12 protein-coding genes are annotated in these 15,052 nt (G+C 69.4%); all 12 read left to right on the top strand.

The features are described from left to right. Positions 1-86: 86 nt before the first annotated feature. The 12 genes from R3E10_05275 to R3E10_05220 all read left to right on the top strand — a co-directional run bounded on the left by R3E10_05275 (position 87) and on the right by R3E10_05220 (position 15,047). Positions 87-803 carry a class I SAM-dependent methyltransferase gene (locus R3E10_05275; protein MEZ4415146.1) on the top strand — a complete coding sequence of 239 codons (717 nt, stop codon included), beginning with the start codon at positions 87-89 and terminating at the stop codon, positions 801-803. Beyond that, positions 767-2,281 (top strand): flippase, encoded by a 1,515-nt coding sequence (locus tag R3E10_05270; GenBank protein MEZ4415145.1) that lies wholly within the window; start codon positions 767-769, stop codon positions 2,279-2,281. Before R3E10_05275 ends, R3E10_05270 begins: the two co-directional genes overlap by 37 nt. Further along, entirely contained in the window at positions 2,278-3,567 is a 1,290-nt protein-coding gene (locus R3E10_05265) for a glycosyltransferase (GenBank protein MEZ4415144.1), read from the top strand. Before R3E10_05270 ends, R3E10_05265 begins: the two co-directional genes overlap by 4 nt. Beyond that, on the top strand, positions 3,564-4,763 hold the full coding sequence (locus R3E10_05260; GenBank protein MEZ4415143.1) for a glycosyltransferase: 1,200 nt from the start codon (positions 3,564-3,566) through the stop codon (positions 4,761-4,763). The genes R3E10_05265 and R3E10_05260 overlap by 4 nt, the downstream gene beginning before the upstream one ends. Further along, positions 4,754-5,854: a glycosyltransferase family 4 protein gene (locus R3E10_05255; GenBank protein MEZ4415142.1), complete on the top strand. Its 1,101-nt coding sequence runs from the start codon at positions 4,754-4,756 to the stop codon at positions 5,852-5,854. Before R3E10_05260 ends, R3E10_05255 begins: the two co-directional genes overlap by 10 nt. Further along, positions 5,854-7,749, top strand: coding sequence for an asparagine synthase (glutamine-hydrolyzing) (gene asnB / locus R3E10_05250; protein ID MEZ4415141.1), 1,896 nt, complete (start codon positions 5,854-5,856; stop codon positions 7,747-7,749). Before R3E10_05255 ends, asnB begins: the two co-directional genes overlap by 1 nt. Before the next feature lie 82 nt (positions 7,750-7,831). Continuing rightward, the gene (locus R3E10_05245; GenBank protein MEZ4415140.1) at positions 7,832-9,139 is read left to right on the top strand and encodes a nucleotide sugar dehydrogenase; all 1,308 of its coding nucleotides are present in this window, start codon (positions 7,832-7,834) and stop codon (positions 9,137-9,139) included. A 20-nt stretch (positions 9,140-9,159) separates the two neighbouring features. Further along, positions 9,160-10,362, top strand: coding sequence for a glycosyltransferase family 4 protein (locus R3E10_05240; protein MEZ4415139.1), 1,203 nt, complete (start codon positions 9,160-9,162; stop codon positions 10,360-10,362). 95 nt (positions 10,363-10,457) lie between these two features. Next, positions 10,458-11,354, top strand: coding sequence for a dTDP-4-dehydrorhamnose reductase (gene rfbD, locus R3E10_05235; GenBank protein ID MEZ4415138.1), 897 nt, complete (start codon positions 10,458-10,460; stop codon positions 11,352-11,354). After that, entirely contained in the window at positions 11,351-12,112 is a 762-nt protein-coding gene (locus R3E10_05230; GenBank protein ID MEZ4415137.1) for a sugar phosphate nucleotidyltransferase, read from the top strand. The genes rfbD and R3E10_05230 overlap by 4 nt, the downstream gene beginning before the upstream one ends. Then, positions 12,109-13,164, top strand: coding sequence for a dTDP-glucose 4,6-dehydratase (gene rfbB / locus R3E10_05225; GenBank protein ID MEZ4415136.1), 1,056 nt, complete (start codon positions 12,109-12,111; stop codon positions 13,162-13,164). The genes R3E10_05230 and rfbB overlap by 4 nt, the downstream gene beginning before the upstream one ends. Then, a complete protein-coding gene (locus R3E10_05220; GenBank protein ID MEZ4415135.1) occupies positions 13,161-15,047 on the top strand; it encodes a hypothetical protein in 1,887 nt (628 codons plus the stop codon). Before rfbB ends, R3E10_05220 begins: the two co-directional genes overlap by 4 nt. The last annotated feature ends 5 nt before the right edge of the window (positions 15,048-15,052 follow it).

Below are 15,052 nucleotides of genomic sequence, written 5' to 3'. Positions count from 1 at the left end.
GCCATCACGGGTGGACCCACCCGTTCGACGAGGCGGCCCGACACGCCGACGCCCCGCACTCCGAGGGCTATTACGAAACCCGTTCGATGACGGACGGGGTGGAGCGCTACCGCGCTCGAGCGCGTGGCGTCGCGGCACAAGCCCAAGGCAGTCGGGTCCTCGACGTCGGATGCGGGACGGGCGGGTTCCTCGCGGCGCTGGGCGAGCTCGGTTGGGAAGGGATCGGCATCGAGCGCTCCCCCGATGCCGTTCGGGCCGCGCGCGCGAAGGGGCTCACGGTTCAGGAGTGCACCCTCGACGATGCCCGCATCGAGCAACACTCCTTCGATCTGGTCACGATGCTGCACGTGCTCGAGCACCTCCCCGACCCGGCGTCGGCGTTGGAGCGCATCAGCGGAGCGCTGCGGCGTGGGGGCACGCTGTGGGTGGAGGTGCCCAACCGCGAGGCGTGGGCGGCGGGCGTATGGCCGCCGGCGCAGCGCCACGTGTTCGACCTCCCCCACCATCTGCATCACTTCAGTGCGTCGTCCCTGCAGAGATTGCTGCGGGAGACGGGCTACGTGGGGGTCGACGTCACGGTTTCCGTGCCGCCCCTGCTGCTGGGACTCGTAGACGGCGCGGCCCGGGCGCGGCGCGCCCTGCTCTCCTCGCGCCGGGCCGCGCCTCCCACCTCCGGATCCGGGCCGGAGATGAGGCGGCCGGCGCAGGCGAGCGCCCCCGGCAGCGGAGCCCGGACGCTGAATGCCATCCGCAGGACCCTGCCCGGATGGAAGCTCACGGCACGAGCGGTGCGTTCGCGGTGAGCGCCGCGCCCGCACCCGGAGTCTCGCCCGACCGGAGCGAACGGATCGAGGTCCTCGCCGCTCGCTTCGGCACGAACGTGCTGGCCACCGCGCTCGGCTACGGTCTGAATACCGTGCTCGCCGCCGTGGTCGGCGTGCTGTTGGCCCGCTACCTCGGACCCGGAGAGTACGGTCTGTTGGTGTCCACCTACGCCTTCCAGTCGTTCTTCGTCATCCTGGCCTCTGTGGGGATCGACACCGTCGCGCAGCGAGAGGTGGCGCGTGCTCCGCAGGATACGGATCGGATCCTTGGCGAGGCGGTCACCCTGCGCGTACTCCTGTCGTTGGCGTCGATGGTCTTGGCGTGGTCCGTCGCGGGTGCGGTTGGGCTGCGCGGTCGAGAGTTGCTGCTGGTGGTTTGGGTGACGCTGGCGTTCCCGTTCGGGTGTGCGTCCCTCTTCTTGATACCGTACGCCACCGCACTCAGGACGGCGATCCCGCGTGGCGTACTGGGCATCTGGTCCCTGGTGCTGTCGGGACTGAAGGTCGCAATGATCACCTGGCGCGCGCCGCTGGAGGCGTTCGTTGCGCTGGAAGCCGGGGCGGCGCTCATGGTGCTGCTCCTCTCGGGGTGGCTGGGGCGGGCGGCGGGTCTACGACTGCGACCGAGCTGGGCCCCCTTCGCGTGGCGGACCTTGCTACGGGCTTCGATTCCTGTGGCCTTGACGCTCGCTCTGATCCAGGTCTACCTGCGCGTCGATCAGGTGATGCTGTATGCCCTGCGCGGGGGCCAGGAAACCGGGTGGTACGGGGCCGCGGTGCGGATCGTCGAGGTGGCCAATCTGGCCCCGGTCGTATTCATGTCGTCTGCGTTCCCCTTGCTCGCGCGACTGGACGTCGAATCACCGCGCGCCCTCGATCGCGCCACACGCATGAGCGTGCGCGCCGTCGCTTGGTTGGGATGGCCCTTCGCGGTGTGGATCAGCGTCGAAGCGCCTCGTCTGATCCCACTCCTGTTCGGGGCAGGCTGGTCGGAGGCGGTACCGATGCTGCGGGTGCTCGCCTGGTGTGCTCCCACCACCTTCCTGAACTCGGTTCTGTACAACCGCCTGTTCGCCACCCGCGAGCAAGGGACCGCGTCCCTTCTGGCGCTGGCCGCCGCACTTCTGAACATGGGGCTGAACCTGGCGCTCATCCCTCGCTGGGGCGGAGCGGGGGCAGCGGCGGCGAGCGCCCTTTCCTACGGAGTCGTGACCCTGGTGGCGCTGGGGCCGCGGGGTTCCAGGGCGATTGCATCCATGGGCCTGCGAGCCCAACTCCGTCCCGCGCTTCTGGCCCTGGGCAGTGGTGTGCTGTTGTGGCGGATGCGGCCCTCCCTCACGCTCGGTGCGGTGCTGTTCGCCGGAGTGTACGCCATCGCCTTGGGGGTGGCTGGGGAAGTCGGACGGGAAGAGCGCAGCCTCATCCGCCGGATGACAGGGGTGGATTCCGGAGCATGAAGCGACTCGTCCTGGTGGCGTACCACGTGCCCCCGCAGATCGGGATTGCGAGTGAGCGAGCCGCGTCCCTGCTGCGCTGGCTTCCTCGGCTGGGTTGGTCGGTTTCCCTGGTCACGCCGCACGTCCCATTCTTCCCGATCGAAGGAGCGTCTTCGGGTTCGCCGGTCGAGGGGGTGGAGCGCATCGGGGTCGCCTCCCCCGAACTCGGTCGCTGGCTCCACAGGCGGAGGGCGGTGCCCGCGGACGCGCCCCAGCCGGGCCCGCAGGGTGCGGCCACCTCGTGGGCTCGGCGGTTCGTCCGCGAATGGGTCTACGTGCCCGATTCGCGAGTTGCGTGGATTCCGTTCGCGGCGCGGGCCGTGCGCTCTCTGCTCGCCGCAGCGGACCCGCAGCACACCGTCGTGCTGTCCACGTCCGTGCCGTACAGCGCGCATTTTGCAGCGATGATCGGGATACGGGGAGGCCGGTTCCCCTGGGTCGCCGAATTCCGGGATCCGTGGAGCGAGGCCCATCCCTTCCTGCGGCCCCGGTCCGCGGGGCGCCGGCTCATCGACGACCGACTGCACCGCATGGTGTTGGCGCGAGCGAACCGAGTCGTGGTGACCAGCCAGAGCACGCTCGAGGGTTTGCGTCGCTCCTATGGGGTGGCCGAGGGTCGCATCGCGGTCGTCCAAAACGGATACGAACCGACCCCACCGGGGACGCCGCCCGGTCCGCACGAGCCGTGTGTGTTTCTGTACGGAGGCAGCGTGGCGCCCGGCGAGCGTGTCGAGCCTCTCCTGGAGGGACTCGCGGCCGCGCAACGCTGCGTCGATGTGCCGTTGCGCCTGCGGGTGCGCGGTCCGCGGGAGCCGTGGGCCTCGGCCTGCCGAGCCCTGGAACTGCCCTCCTCACTGGTGGAGCTGCCGGGATCCACGTCGGCGCACGAGGCGCGGGCGGAGATGGCCCACGCGTCGGCCAACCTACTGGTCAATGCCCATCCTGCGTACGCGGCCGTGCTTCCCGGAAAAGCGTTCGAGTACCTCGGCGTGCGTCGACCGATCGTCGCGGCGCTGCGACCAGGATCCGAGTTGGAAGTCCTGTTGACGGACTACGCCCGTCCCCTGCTCGTCGACGGGGCTTCGGGATCGGCGTGGAGCACGGCGTTTGTGGAGGTGGCCCGGCGGCATCGAGCGGGGACGCTGCAGACGCCCGTGGACGAGCGGCGTCCGCTGGCCGCGCTCAGCCGCGAGTGGCAGATGGGCTCGCTGGCGACCCTGCTCGACGAGGTCTTGGCCGGGCCATGACCGCGCGAGTTGCGTATGTGTCCTACGATGGCCTGCTGGAGCCGCTGGGCCGAGCCCAGGTGCTTCCCTATGTGATCGGGCTCGCTGCGGCGGGCTACTGCATGCACGTCTTGTCCTTCGAGAAGCCGGACGACCTGGCGGTACCTGGGGCCACCGACGCGCTGCGCGCCCGCCTCGCGGAGCACAGGGTCGGCTGGACGTGCCTGAGCTACCACCGCCGACCCTCCCTGCCCGCCACGATCTGGGATCTGATGCAGGGAAGACGCGCGCTGCACCGCCTGCACGCCGAACGAGGCCTCGGTCTGGTCCACGCGCGCAGCTACGTTGCCGGGGCAATGGCCCTGCCGCTGCGACGTCACGGTGTCCCGCTGGTCTTCGATATGCGGGGGTTCTGGGTGGACGAGCGCATCGAGTCGGGACGTTGGCCCACCCGGGGCACGGTCGTGTCCGCAGCCCGCCGCCTGGAGCGGCGCCTGCTGGCGGAGAGCGATGCCCTCGTGCACCTGACGAATCGTGCGAAGGAGGTCGTGACCGAGCTCGGACCTGCGACCACTTCGCGCCAGGTGGTTGTTCCCACCTGTGTGGACCTGACCGAGTTCGAGCCCAAGCCCGGCGTTGGGGCGCTGCGCGTGCGTCGGGGCTTCGATCCGTCGCGACCGCTCCTGGTGCACGCGGGCACCGTGAGCGGGTGGTACCTCGGGAAGGAAACCCTCGCGGTGGGTGCGGCCTTCGAGCGTATGGGAGGACAGTTCCTGCTGCTGACCCGGGAGCGCAGCGAAGCCCAGGCACTGGCCCATCACGCCGGCCAGTCCGTGCGTGTGGAGTCCGCGTCCCGTGCGGAGATGCCGGAGTGGTTGGCGATGGCGGACGCCGGCCTGGCGCTCGTACGCCCGACTCCGGCCAAGCGCGCCAGCGCTCCCACTCGTGTGGGCGAGTACCTGGCTGCAGGCCTGGCGGTCGCCGCGACCTCGGGCGTCGGTGACCTCGAACTCCAATTCCAGGGGTCCGCGGCGGCTCGCGTCTTCCCCGTTCCGCCCGATCCCGAAGGTATCGCTCGCTGGCTCCTCGAAACTGCGAGGCGCCCGGATCGCGCGGACGAGGCAAGGGACCTCGCCAGGCGGCACTTCGCCCTTCCTGACGGGCTGCGCACGCTTGCAGCCCTGTATCGGTCGATGGGGGTGCTGCCATGCGCGTAGTGGCCTTCGCGCCCTACCCGGAGCGGGGGCCGAGCACCTGGTTTCGCCTGGCGCAATTCCGTACTGCATTGGAGCAGCGCGGGGTCGATCTGCAACTGGAACCGTTCCTGACCGACAGCGATTATCTCGATCTCTATGGGGGGGCCAGCGAGCCCGCTCGCGTCGGGCTCCTCTTGCGCGCGTGGCGACGCCGCTGGCATCGCATCGGGCTTCTGCGGAGCGACGAAGTCGTAGTCGTCCAACGGGAGCTGGCTCCCTTGGGGGGCCACCTGCTCCTGCGACGGCTGCGGCCCCGTCCGGGGGGGCTCGTGTACGACTTCGACGATGCGTTGTACCTGTCGGGACCCGGTCGCCATCGTCTGGCGGCCCTGCTGCGACGTCCGGGGCGCGCCACCGACGACCTTTGCCGGACCGCCGACCAGGTGTTCGCTGGTAACGCGACACTGGCCGAGCACGCGCGCGAGGCGCGAGGGTCCGGGGAAGGGGTTCGCGTCGTACCGACCGTTGTGGACGCAGGTCGCTACCGACCGGCGCCCAAGCCACCGTCCGACGGGCGGGCAGTCGTCGGGTGGGTGGGATCCCATACAGCGCTGCCCTACCTGGAAGGGCTGTACTCCCACCTCGCCGCGGTGGCCAGCGAGCATCCCTTCCGCTTTCGGGTCGTGTGCAACCGCCCTCCGGCCACTCCGCCTGCGCCGCTGGAGCTGGAGTTCGAGCAGTGGACCCCGGAGCGGCGGGTGGCCTGCGTGCAGGAGCTGGACATCGGCCTCTATCCAGTCACCGACGATGCCTGGTCGCGCGGGAAATGCGGTCTCAAGGCGATCGAGTACATGGCCTGCGGGCTGCCCGTCGTCTGCTCACCCGTGGGGGTGTTGAAGGAGATGGTGCAGGACGGCGTCAGCGGTGTGCACGCCAGGGACGGAGTGGAGTGGCGTCAGGCACTGCTCACCCTGCTGCGTGACCCCGAGCGGCAGAGGAGCCTGGGGCGCGCGGGACGGTCCCGGGTCGAGACGCACTACTCGATCGAGGCGGTGATCGATGACTGGGTGGAGAACCTGCAGGCCCTGCGCGCAGGGAGGAGGCGAGGCTGATGTGCGGCATCGCCGGTGTGCTCCACCGTGGGCCCCCACTGGAGGGAGCGCGAGAGCGCGACCGCCTCCAGGCGCAGGCCATGGCCGAGGCCCTGCAACACCGGGGCCCCGATCGGCGCACCGCCTGGGTTTCGGCGTCCGGCCGCTGCCACCTGGGTCACGCCCGGCTGGAGGTCATCGACAAAGTCACGGGCGACCAACCGATGGGGAACGAGGACGGCACCGTCACCGTCGTCTTCAACGGAGAGATCTACAACTTCCAGCGCTTGCGGGCCGAGTTGCAGCGCGAGGGACACGTCTTCCGAAGCCGATCGGACACCGAAGTGCTGGTCCACGGCTACGAGGCGTGGGGCGATGCCCTGGTCGAGCGTCTGGACGGGATGTTCGCGTTCGCCCTGTGGGACGAGCCGCGCCAGCGCCTGCTCCTCGCGCGCGATCCAGCCGGGAAGAAGCCTCTGTTCATCTACCGGGACGCGAGCCGCATCGCGTTCGCCTCCGAGATGAAGGCGTTCTGGGCGCTTCCGGCGGTAGACGACAGGCTGGATCGTGCGTTCCTGCCCCTCTACCTGGCGTACGGATACGTACCCACGCCGGGGACTCCCTACCGAGCGATTCAGAAGCTCCCAGCCGCCAGCCTGCTCGTGGTGGACGAGCGGGGGGAATCCGAGCGGCGCTACTGGGCGGCGGACTTCTCCACGCGTGAACGGCGGAATCCAGCGCAGACGGTGCGTGCGCTGCTGGAGCAAGCCGTCGAGAAGCGCTTGGTCGCGGACGTTCCGCTCGGTGCCTTCCTTTCGGGAGGCATCGACTCGACGCTGGTCGTCGGCCTGATGAGCCGACTGCGAGACGAACCGGTAGAGACGTTCTCGATCGGATTCGCGGACGATGCGCGCTACGACGAGACCCACTTCGCTCGAGTGGCCGCGGCCCGCTTCGGAACGCGTCACCACGAGTTCCGTGTCGAGACGCAGTCGCTGGACCTGCTCGACGCGCTGCTCGAGGCCTACGACGAGCCCTTCGGCGACTCCTCGGCGTTGCCCACGTCCATCGTGTCCAGGCTGACCCGCGAGCACGTGACCGTCGCGCTGACGGGGGACGGCGGCGACGAGCTGTTCGCCGGGTACCCGCGCTTCCTGGGAGCGGTACTGGCCGAACGGGTCCCGGCTGCTTTGCTGCACGTCGGCCGGGGCCTGACGTCCCTGCTTCCCCATCCCGACGACTTCCGCAGCCCCTGGCGGCGTGCCCGCCGGTTCCTGGACGCCGCCCTGCTGCCTCCGGAGCAGCGTCTGCTGCGCTGGATCGGGTATTGGCCCGAGGACCCGCGTACGGTACTCACCCCGGAGGCCCTGGCGGCCGCCGGGCCCGTCGACCGGGAGGCGTCGTTCCGGGAGGCTCTGGCCCGGGCGGAGGGAGCCGGCCCGCTGGGACAGATCCTCAGCGTCAATTTCGAGACCTATCTGTTGGACGATCTCCTCGTAAAGGCGGATCGGTGCAGCATGATGCACGGCCTCGAGCTCCGTTCCCCCTTCCTGGACCGGGCGGTCATCGAGTTCGCCAGCGGCCTGCCCGACCGCCAGCGGATCCGAGGTCGGGAGCTGAAAACCCTACTGAAACGGGCCTTCTCCGACCTCCTCCCCCCCGAGATCGTGAATCGGCCCAAGATGGGCTTCGGCGTCCCGTTGCCCGCCTGGCTGCGGGGCCGCTGGCGAGGTCCCCTGGAGGAGGCCCTGCTGTCCCCCGGTGCCCGGATCTTGCAATGGGTCCGCGCCGACGCGATCCGGTCGAAGATCCGCGATCACACGGCCGGCAGAGCCGACCACGGGCATGCCCTCTGGGCGCTGTTCGTGCTGGCGCGCTGGCTGGAGCGAGGGCGCTTCAGCGAGCCTGCCGATTGAATGGGTCTGCGCGAAGCGACAGATTTCGCGGCTATCGTCGTCCGGATCCTGACTCTTGAGCCACTCTGAAGAAGGCAACTCTGTGAATAAGGGTAACGCCCCCACCTCGGGGACCATGGGTGTCCTCGGCCTCGGCTATGTCGGGCTGCCACTGGCCGTCGAGGCCGCCAGCGCCGGCGTGCGTGTGCTGGGCTTCGACGTCAACCCCCGTGTGGTCGAGACCATCAACAGCGGTCGCACCCACATCCAGGACCTGACCGACGCCGACGTGGCCCGGGTGCGTGAGCAGGGTCTACTGGAGGCCACCACCGACATGGGCCGCCTCGCCGAATGCGAGGCCATCTCGATCTGCGTGCCCACTCCGCTGTCGAAGACGCGCGACCCCGACGTCTCCTACATCATCTCGGCCACGGAGGCGGTGGCCAAGGCCCTGCGCAGGGGGCAGCTGGTGGTGCTCGAGTCGACCACCTATCCCGGTACCACGCGCGAGGTGCTGCTTCCTGCGCTCGAGCAGAACGGCATGAAGGTGGGCGAGGACTTCTTCCTTTGCTTCTCGCCCGAGCGCGTCGATCCCGGCAACCCGGTGTGGAAGACCAAGAACACCCCCAAGGTGATCGGGGGGATGACGCCGGCGTGCGCGGAGCGGGGCGCGGCCTTCTACAGCCGGTTCATCGACTCCATGGTCCCGGTCTCCTCGGCGGAGTCCGCCGAGCTGACCAAGCTGCTCGAGAACACGTTTCGCGCGGTCAATATCGGGCTGGTCAACGAGATCGCGCTCATTGCCGACAAGCTGGGCGTGGACGTCTGGGAGGTCATCGACGCTGCCGCGACCAAGCCGTTCGGGTTCATGAAGTTCACGCCGGGCCCCGGGCTGGGTGGACACTGCATCCCCATCGACCCGCTCTACCTGTCGTGGAAGATGCGGTCGCTGAACTACACGGCGCGTTTCATCGAGCTGGCGTCCCAGATCAACTCGGATATGCCCCTCTTCGTGGTGGCAAAGATTCGGGAGGCCCTGAACGCCCACAAGAAGGCCGTGAACGGATCGAAGGTCCTGGTGCTGGGAGTGGCGTACAAGAAGGACATTGACGACGTCCGTGAGTCGCCGGCTCTCGACGTGATCCGACTCCTGGAGAAGGAGGGTGCGCACGTCAGCTACCACGACCCCTACGTGCCTGAAGTTCGTGAGGACGGGGAGCAGCACACGTCCGTCCCGCTCACCGACGCGGTGCTGACGGACGCAGACGCCGTCGTGATCCTGACGGATCACTCGGACTTCGACTACGAGCGCATCGTACGCTTGGCGCAGACGTTGATCGACACGCGCAACGCCACGGCCAAGGTGGCCGCGGCGTCCGGTCAGCCCCAGCGCTGGATCGTCAAGGCGTAGAGCACCGGCCTGCCGGCCGCGTGCCGGGCGATGGACCGGGGCCGCCCGTCCCGGTCCATCGCCTCATCGCACGCCTGAACATCGGTGGACCCGCCATCCACGTGGTCGAGTTGACCACCGGGCTGCTCGATCGTGGCTTCGCGACGACGCTGATCACCGGCGATCTGGGGCCCGGTGAAGGGGACATGAGCTATCTCGCGGCCGAGCGTGGTCTGGAGATCGAGGTCGTCCCCGGCATGGACCCGACGCTGCATCCCCTGAAGGACCTTCTGGTCATCGCCCGACTGGTCCGGCGCTTCCGACGGGACCGGCCCCTCATCGTCCACACGCATACGGCCAAGGCCGGGGCTGTGGGGCGGATCGCCGCCGCACTGGCCGGCGTGCCCATCCGTCTGCACACCTACCACGGCCACGTGCTGGGGGGGGCCTACTTCCCGCCGCTGCTCACCCGCGTGTTCACCGGAGTGGAGCGGGCGCTGGCGCGGCTGACGAACCGGATCGTGGTGGTGAGCCCCTCCCAGCGGGACGAGTTGTCCGCCATGCTGGCTCTCCCCCCGGACGAACTGAGGGTGGTGCCACTCGGGTTCGATCTGGCGCCGTTCCTGTCCGTCGACCCGTCGCGCGAGCGCGAGAGGGCGCGCTCCTCGCTGGGCCTCGATCCGCACCTCCGCTACGTCGGCGTTGTGGGGCGCCTGGCTCCCGTCAAGAACCACGAGCTGATGTTGGAGGCCTTCGCGCGCTTGCGGAGCGACCCGAGCGGTTCGGACACCCGCTTGCTCGTCGTGGGCGGCGGGCCCAGCGAGCGTGAGCGGGCGCTGCGTGCGCGGGCCGAAGCGCTCGGGATCGGCTCGGCGGTACAGTGGGCCGGATGGGTCAAGCACACCGAAGAGGTGTATCCGGCGCTCGACGTCCTGGCGCTGACCTCGCACGACGAGGGCACCCCGGTCGCGGTGATCGAGGCGGTGGCGAGTGGCATACCGGTCGTGGCCCGTGCGGTCGGGGGAGTCGGAGACGTCCTCGGTCCGCCCGTCCCGGGATGCTTGGTGACGGAGGACACCCCGGAAGCCTTCGCCTCCGCACTGTCTCGAACCCTCGCTGCTCCTCCCGGTCCTACCCAGTTGGCGCAAGGACGGCGCAGCATCACGGAGCGCTTCGGGCGCGAGCGGCTACTGGACGACCTGGCCGACCTCTACCGCGAGGAGTTGCGCCGGCTCGGTCGCTAGGGAAGCTCTGCACACGTGGGGTACCGCCCACGCAGGGGCCGCCTGGCCATTCCAGCGGTCTTTGAGATCCGAAGTGCTCCGTGTACTCTACGGCCATGACGTCGCGTGGAGAGCGGGGGGCCCCCGGTGCGGTGTTGGTGACCGGAGCGGCCGGACTGTTGGGATCGGCCGTGGTGGCCGCCTTCCGCGAGGCGGGGCGCCCCGTGTTGGCCTATGGGCACCACGAGTTGGACGTTACCGATCCCGCCGCGGTACGGGCGCGGGTCCGTGGGGACCGGCCGAGCACCGTTGTCCACTGCGCCGCCTTCACCCAGGTGGACCGCGCCGAGGACGAGCCCGAGCGCGCCTGGGCAGTGAACCGGGACGGAACGCGGGCTGTTGCGCAGGCGTGCGCCGCGGTGGGCGCCCGACTGCTGTACCTCTCGACCGATTTCGTGTTCGATGGCCAGGGGCGACGGCCGTACAGACCCGACGACCCCACGGCTCCCTTGGGGGTGTACGGGGCCTCCAAGCGGGCGGGGGAGGAGGCGGTACGGGCCGAGGCCGCGGAGTGGGCCATCGTCCGCACGTCCTGGCTCTACGGGCCCGGTGGACGGAACTTCGTCGACGCCATCCTCGATCGCGCGACACGGGGCGATCCGCTGCGCGTGGTCGCGGACCAGCGCGGGCGCCCCACGTATGCTCCAGGACTCGCGCAGGTGCTGCGCGAACTCGCAGAGAGGGAAGTGCACGGGGTGTGGCACGTCGCCGATGGCGGTGAGGCCACGTGGTGGGACCTCGCTCAGGCCGCCTGTCGTCGTGCTGGACTGAAGACGGACATCGAGCCGGTCACCACTGCGGAGTGGGGGGCAGCAGCTCCGCGACCCGCCTACTCCGTGTTGGATACCACGGCGACCGAGCACTTCCTCGGTCGCTCGCTGCCCCAGTGGCAAGAAACGCTCGACCTTCATGTCCGAATGCGGGAGCGCGAACGGGTGGGGAGCGCACGATGAGAGGGATCGTTCTGGCCGGGGGGTTGGGCACGCGGCTGCTTCCCATGACCCGGGTCACCAACAAGCACCTGCTGCCGGTCTACGACCGGCCGATGATCTACTACCCGCTTCAGCAGCTGGTGCACGCCGGGATTCGCGACATCCTGGTCGTCACCGGTGGGAGTGAAGCGGGCGACTTCCTGCGCCTGCTGGGCAACGGCCGTGAGTTCGGGCTTCAGCGCCTCCACTACGCCTACCAGGAGGGAGAGGGAGGTATCGCCGAGGCCTTGGGGTTGGCCGAACACTTCGCCGAGGGGCAGTCCGTGGTCGTGCTGCTGGGCGACAACCTCTTCGGGGCGCCATTGGCCCCGTCGGTCGAGGCGTACCGGGCCCAAGCCGGTGGCGCCATGATCCTGCTCAAGGAGGTGGAGGATCCGGAGCGGTTCGGCGTTGCCGAGATCGATGGGGACCGTGTCACCCGCATCGTGGAGAAGCCACGCAACCCAACCAGCCGCCTGGCCGTGACCGGGTGCTACTTCTACGATGCCCGCGTGTTCGACATCATCCGGGGCCTGTCCCCGTCGCAGCGGGGTGAGCTCGAGATCACCGACGTCAACAACCGCTATATCGAGTGGGGCGAGATGCGGCATGGCACGCTCAGCGGCTGGTGGACCGACGCGGGAACGGTCGCGTCGCTGTATCGAGCGAGTCGTTTGGTCGCGGAGTCGACCGAGCCCGTGGTGCGGGCGCCCATGGCCGGCGTGCCGGAGGCCGGATGAAGGTCGTCGTCACCGGGGGAGCCGGTTTCATCGGCTCCAACCTCGTGCGCCTGATCCTGCGGGAGCGGCCCCAGTGGGAGGTGGTCAACCTCGATCTGCTCACCTACGCGGGGAATCTGGAGAATCTGACGGGCGTCGACGAGCATCCGCACTACGCGTTCGTGCACGGGGACGTGGCGGATCGGACCTGCCTGGAGGCGGTTCTGGAGGATGCCGACGCGGTTCTGCATCTCGCGGCCGAATCGCACGTCGATCGCTCCATCGCTTCCGCAACCGACTTCATTCGTACGAACGTGGTCGGCACGGAGACCCTGCTCGCCAGCGTGCGCAGGCGCGGAGGTCTCCCCGTCGTGCTGGTCTCGACCGACGAGGTCTACGGCGAGCTTCCCTGGCAGGACCCCCGCGCGACGGGGCCCCGCGAGCGCTTCCACCCCTCCACTCCTCTGGCGCCACGCTCCCCGTACGCCGCCAGCAAGGCTGCGGGAGACCTGATCGCACTCGCCTATCAGCGCACCCACGGGGTGGATGTCCGGGTCACACGCTGCTCCAACAACTACGGCCCCTACCAATTCCCGGAGAAGCTCATCCCCCTGATGGTCACCAACGCGTTGGAGGGGAAGGGGCTGCCGATCTACGGCGACGGTCTCCACATCCGTGATTGGATCCATGTGGACGACCACTGCCGGGGCGTTCTCGCGGTACTCGAGCGCGGCAGCGCCGGTCGCGTCTACCACTTCGGGGGAGACGCAGAGCGCACCAACCTGGAGGTCGTCGAAGCGATCGCCGATCGGTTGGGCGTGGGTCGAGACCGTTTAGCCTTCGTGCCGGATCGACCGGGGCACGACCGGCGCTACGCGATCGATTGGAGTGGGTCGGCCGAAGAGTTGGGATGGGCTCCGGTGGTTCCGTTCGAGCAGGGCCTGCGCAGCACGGTGGACTGGTACGTGCACCACGAGACCTGGTGGCGTCGGGTGCGAGACGGAAGCTACCAGGACTACTACGAAGCGCTCTATGGTCCCGGCGGCCGGTCCACGTTGAGCGCGCAGCCGTGATCGACGCATTCATTCTGCTCGCGGTCGCGGTCTCGGGCTTTGCCGTGGCTGTGCTGGCGACGCCGCTGGTGCGCCGCCTGTCGGTCTCGGGCGGGTGGCTCCAGGGAGTCCGCTCCGACCGCTGGTCCGAGCGGGCGACGCCGTATCTGGGGGGCGTCGCGATCCTGCTCGGCTTCCTGTCGGCTGCGGCTCTGGGCATCGGGCTGTTGGCGCTTGGCGGCCATCTGGACCCGGAATGGCTGACCGGGACCAACGGCCGCCGGCTACTGGCCCTGGCCGGGGCGGGTCTCCTGATGTTCTTCACCGGGCTGCGCGACGACCTGGAGCCGGTGATGCCGGGTCCGAAACTGGTGCTCCAACTCCTGGCCGCGGTCGCGCTGGTGTCGGCCGGGATCTCGTTCCGTTTGTTCGATAGGGCACCGCTGGACGTGTTGTTGTCGCTGTTCTGGTTCGTAGGCATGACCAACGCGCTGAACCTGCTGGACAACATGGACGGCCTCGCGGGCGGGGTCACCGCGATCGCGGCCGCCTTCCTCGGTGTCCTGTTTCTGATGGGAGGACAGATCCCCTTCGCCGTGCTCGCCTTCGCGCTGGTGGGCGCGGTCGTCGGGTTCCTCGTCTACAACGTGCACCCGGCGTCGATCTTCATGGGCGATTCCGGGGCGCTGTTCCTCGGGATCTTCCTGGGCGGCCTGGCGCTGGCCCCGGCACCGGGCCTGTCCCGGGGGCTGTTCTCCGTGATCGCCCTTCCCATGCTCATCCTCGCGGTGCCGATCCTCGATACCGCGTTGGTGACGGCGGGTCGACTGGCCGCTGGACGCCCCTTCTACGTGGGGGGGCGGGACCATACCTCTCATCGTCTGGTGGCGTTGGGAGTTCCGGAGCGGCGGGCGGTGCGGGTCCTGTGGGGCCTGGCCGCCGCCGGGGGTGGGGTGGGCCTGCTCTTCCGCACGACGGACCCGGCCGTGGCGTATGTCCTGGGGGGCGTGCTACTGGTGGCGCTGTCGCTGTTCGGAGCGTTCCTCCTGGGCGTGGGCGACCCCCGGGACGCGGGGGGGGCCGAACTGGGAGCCCGCGGCAAGGTGGCATCCGTGCTCCTGGGTCTTGCCCACACCCCGCTGTTTCTCCTCGCCCTCGATGCGGTCCTGTTCACGGCCGCCTACTACGCGGCCTACCAGCTGCGCTGGGAAGCCTCTGCCCGCTCCGTGGAGATCGGCTACCTCGCCGGGTCACTCCCGCTCTTGATCGTGGCCAAGGCCGCCGCCTTCGCGGCCCTGGGAGTGTACCGCGAGGATCTTCGCTACTTCGGCCTGTCTTCCTCGGGGAGCCTGCTCAGGGCCAACGGCCTGGGCTCGCTGCTCTTCTTCGCGGGGGCCTGGTTCGTTCTGGGGCCCGGTCTTTCCCGGGGCGTCGTGCTCATCGACCTGGTGCTCGCCACGACGCTCACCGGGGCCGCCCGCATGTCGTTTCGACTCTTCCAGGCAGCGGGGAGGCGGTTGGAGGGCGCCCGCATCCCGACCCTGGTCGTGGGGCGGAGCGCCCATCTGCCCGTCTTGCTGGCCCACCTCCGGAGTGCACCGCGGACGGGGCTGGCTCCCGTGGCCTTCGTCGACCTGGAGGGCGGACGCTCCGGAAGCGTCCTGGGGGTGCCCCGCTTCGGGGGGGACGGGGGGCTGGAAGCGGCCTTGGCCGCCGTGTCTGCGGGGGCCATCGTGGTAATGGAGGGCGGAGACCCACGGCCCGAGGATTCCCTGGAATCGATCCGGCGACGCCTCGACCGGCAGCCCCTGCCCGTATACCGCCTGACGGTCTCTCTGGACGCGCTGGGAGTGCGTGGTACGGCCGAGCCCGACGGGCCATCTGTTGGATTCATGCGGCACTAATCTTG

This window comes from Gemmatimonadota bacterium, from assembly GCA_041390105.1.
Lineage (GTDB): Bacteria > Gemmatimonadota > Gemmatimonadetes > Longimicrobiales > Gaopeijiaceae > JAGQIF01.
This window is presented reverse-complemented; position numbering and strand designations above follow the sequence as displayed.

Bases quoted from the DNA above. Each gene is read 5' to 3' on its own strand.
- R3E10_05275 (MEZ4415146.1), top strand. From the start codon at position 87: ATGACGGACGGGGTGGAGCGCTACCGCGCTCGAGCGCGTGGCGTCGCG.
- R3E10_05270 (MEZ4415145.1), top strand. From the start codon at position 767: ATGGAAGCTCACGGCACGAGCGGTGCGTTCGCGGTGAGCGCCGCGCCC.
- R3E10_05265 (MEZ4415144.1), top strand. From the start codon at position 2,278: ATGAAGCGACTCGTCCTGGTGGCGTACCACGTGCCCCCGCAGATCGGG.
- R3E10_05260 (MEZ4415143.1), top strand. From the start codon at position 3,564: ATGACCGCGCGAGTTGCGTATGTGTCCTACGATGGCCTGCTGGAGCCG.
- R3E10_05255 (MEZ4415142.1), top strand. From the start codon at position 4,754: ATGCGCGTAGTGGCCTTCGCGCCCTACCCGGAGCGGGGGCCGAGCACC.
- asnB (MEZ4415141.1), top strand. From the start codon at position 5,854: ATGTGCGGCATCGCCGGTGTGCTCCACCGTGGGCCCCCACTGGAGGGA.
- rfbD (MEZ4415138.1), top strand. From the start codon at position 10,458: ATGACGTCGCGTGGAGAGCGGGGGGCCCCCGGTGCGGTGTTGGTGACC.
- R3E10_05230 (MEZ4415137.1), top strand. From the start codon at position 11,351: ATGAGAGGGATCGTTCTGGCCGGGGGGTTGGGCACGCGGCTGCTTCCC.
- rfbB (MEZ4415136.1), top strand. From the start codon at position 12,109: ATGAAGGTCGTCGTCACCGGGGGAGCCGGTTTCATCGGCTCCAACCTC.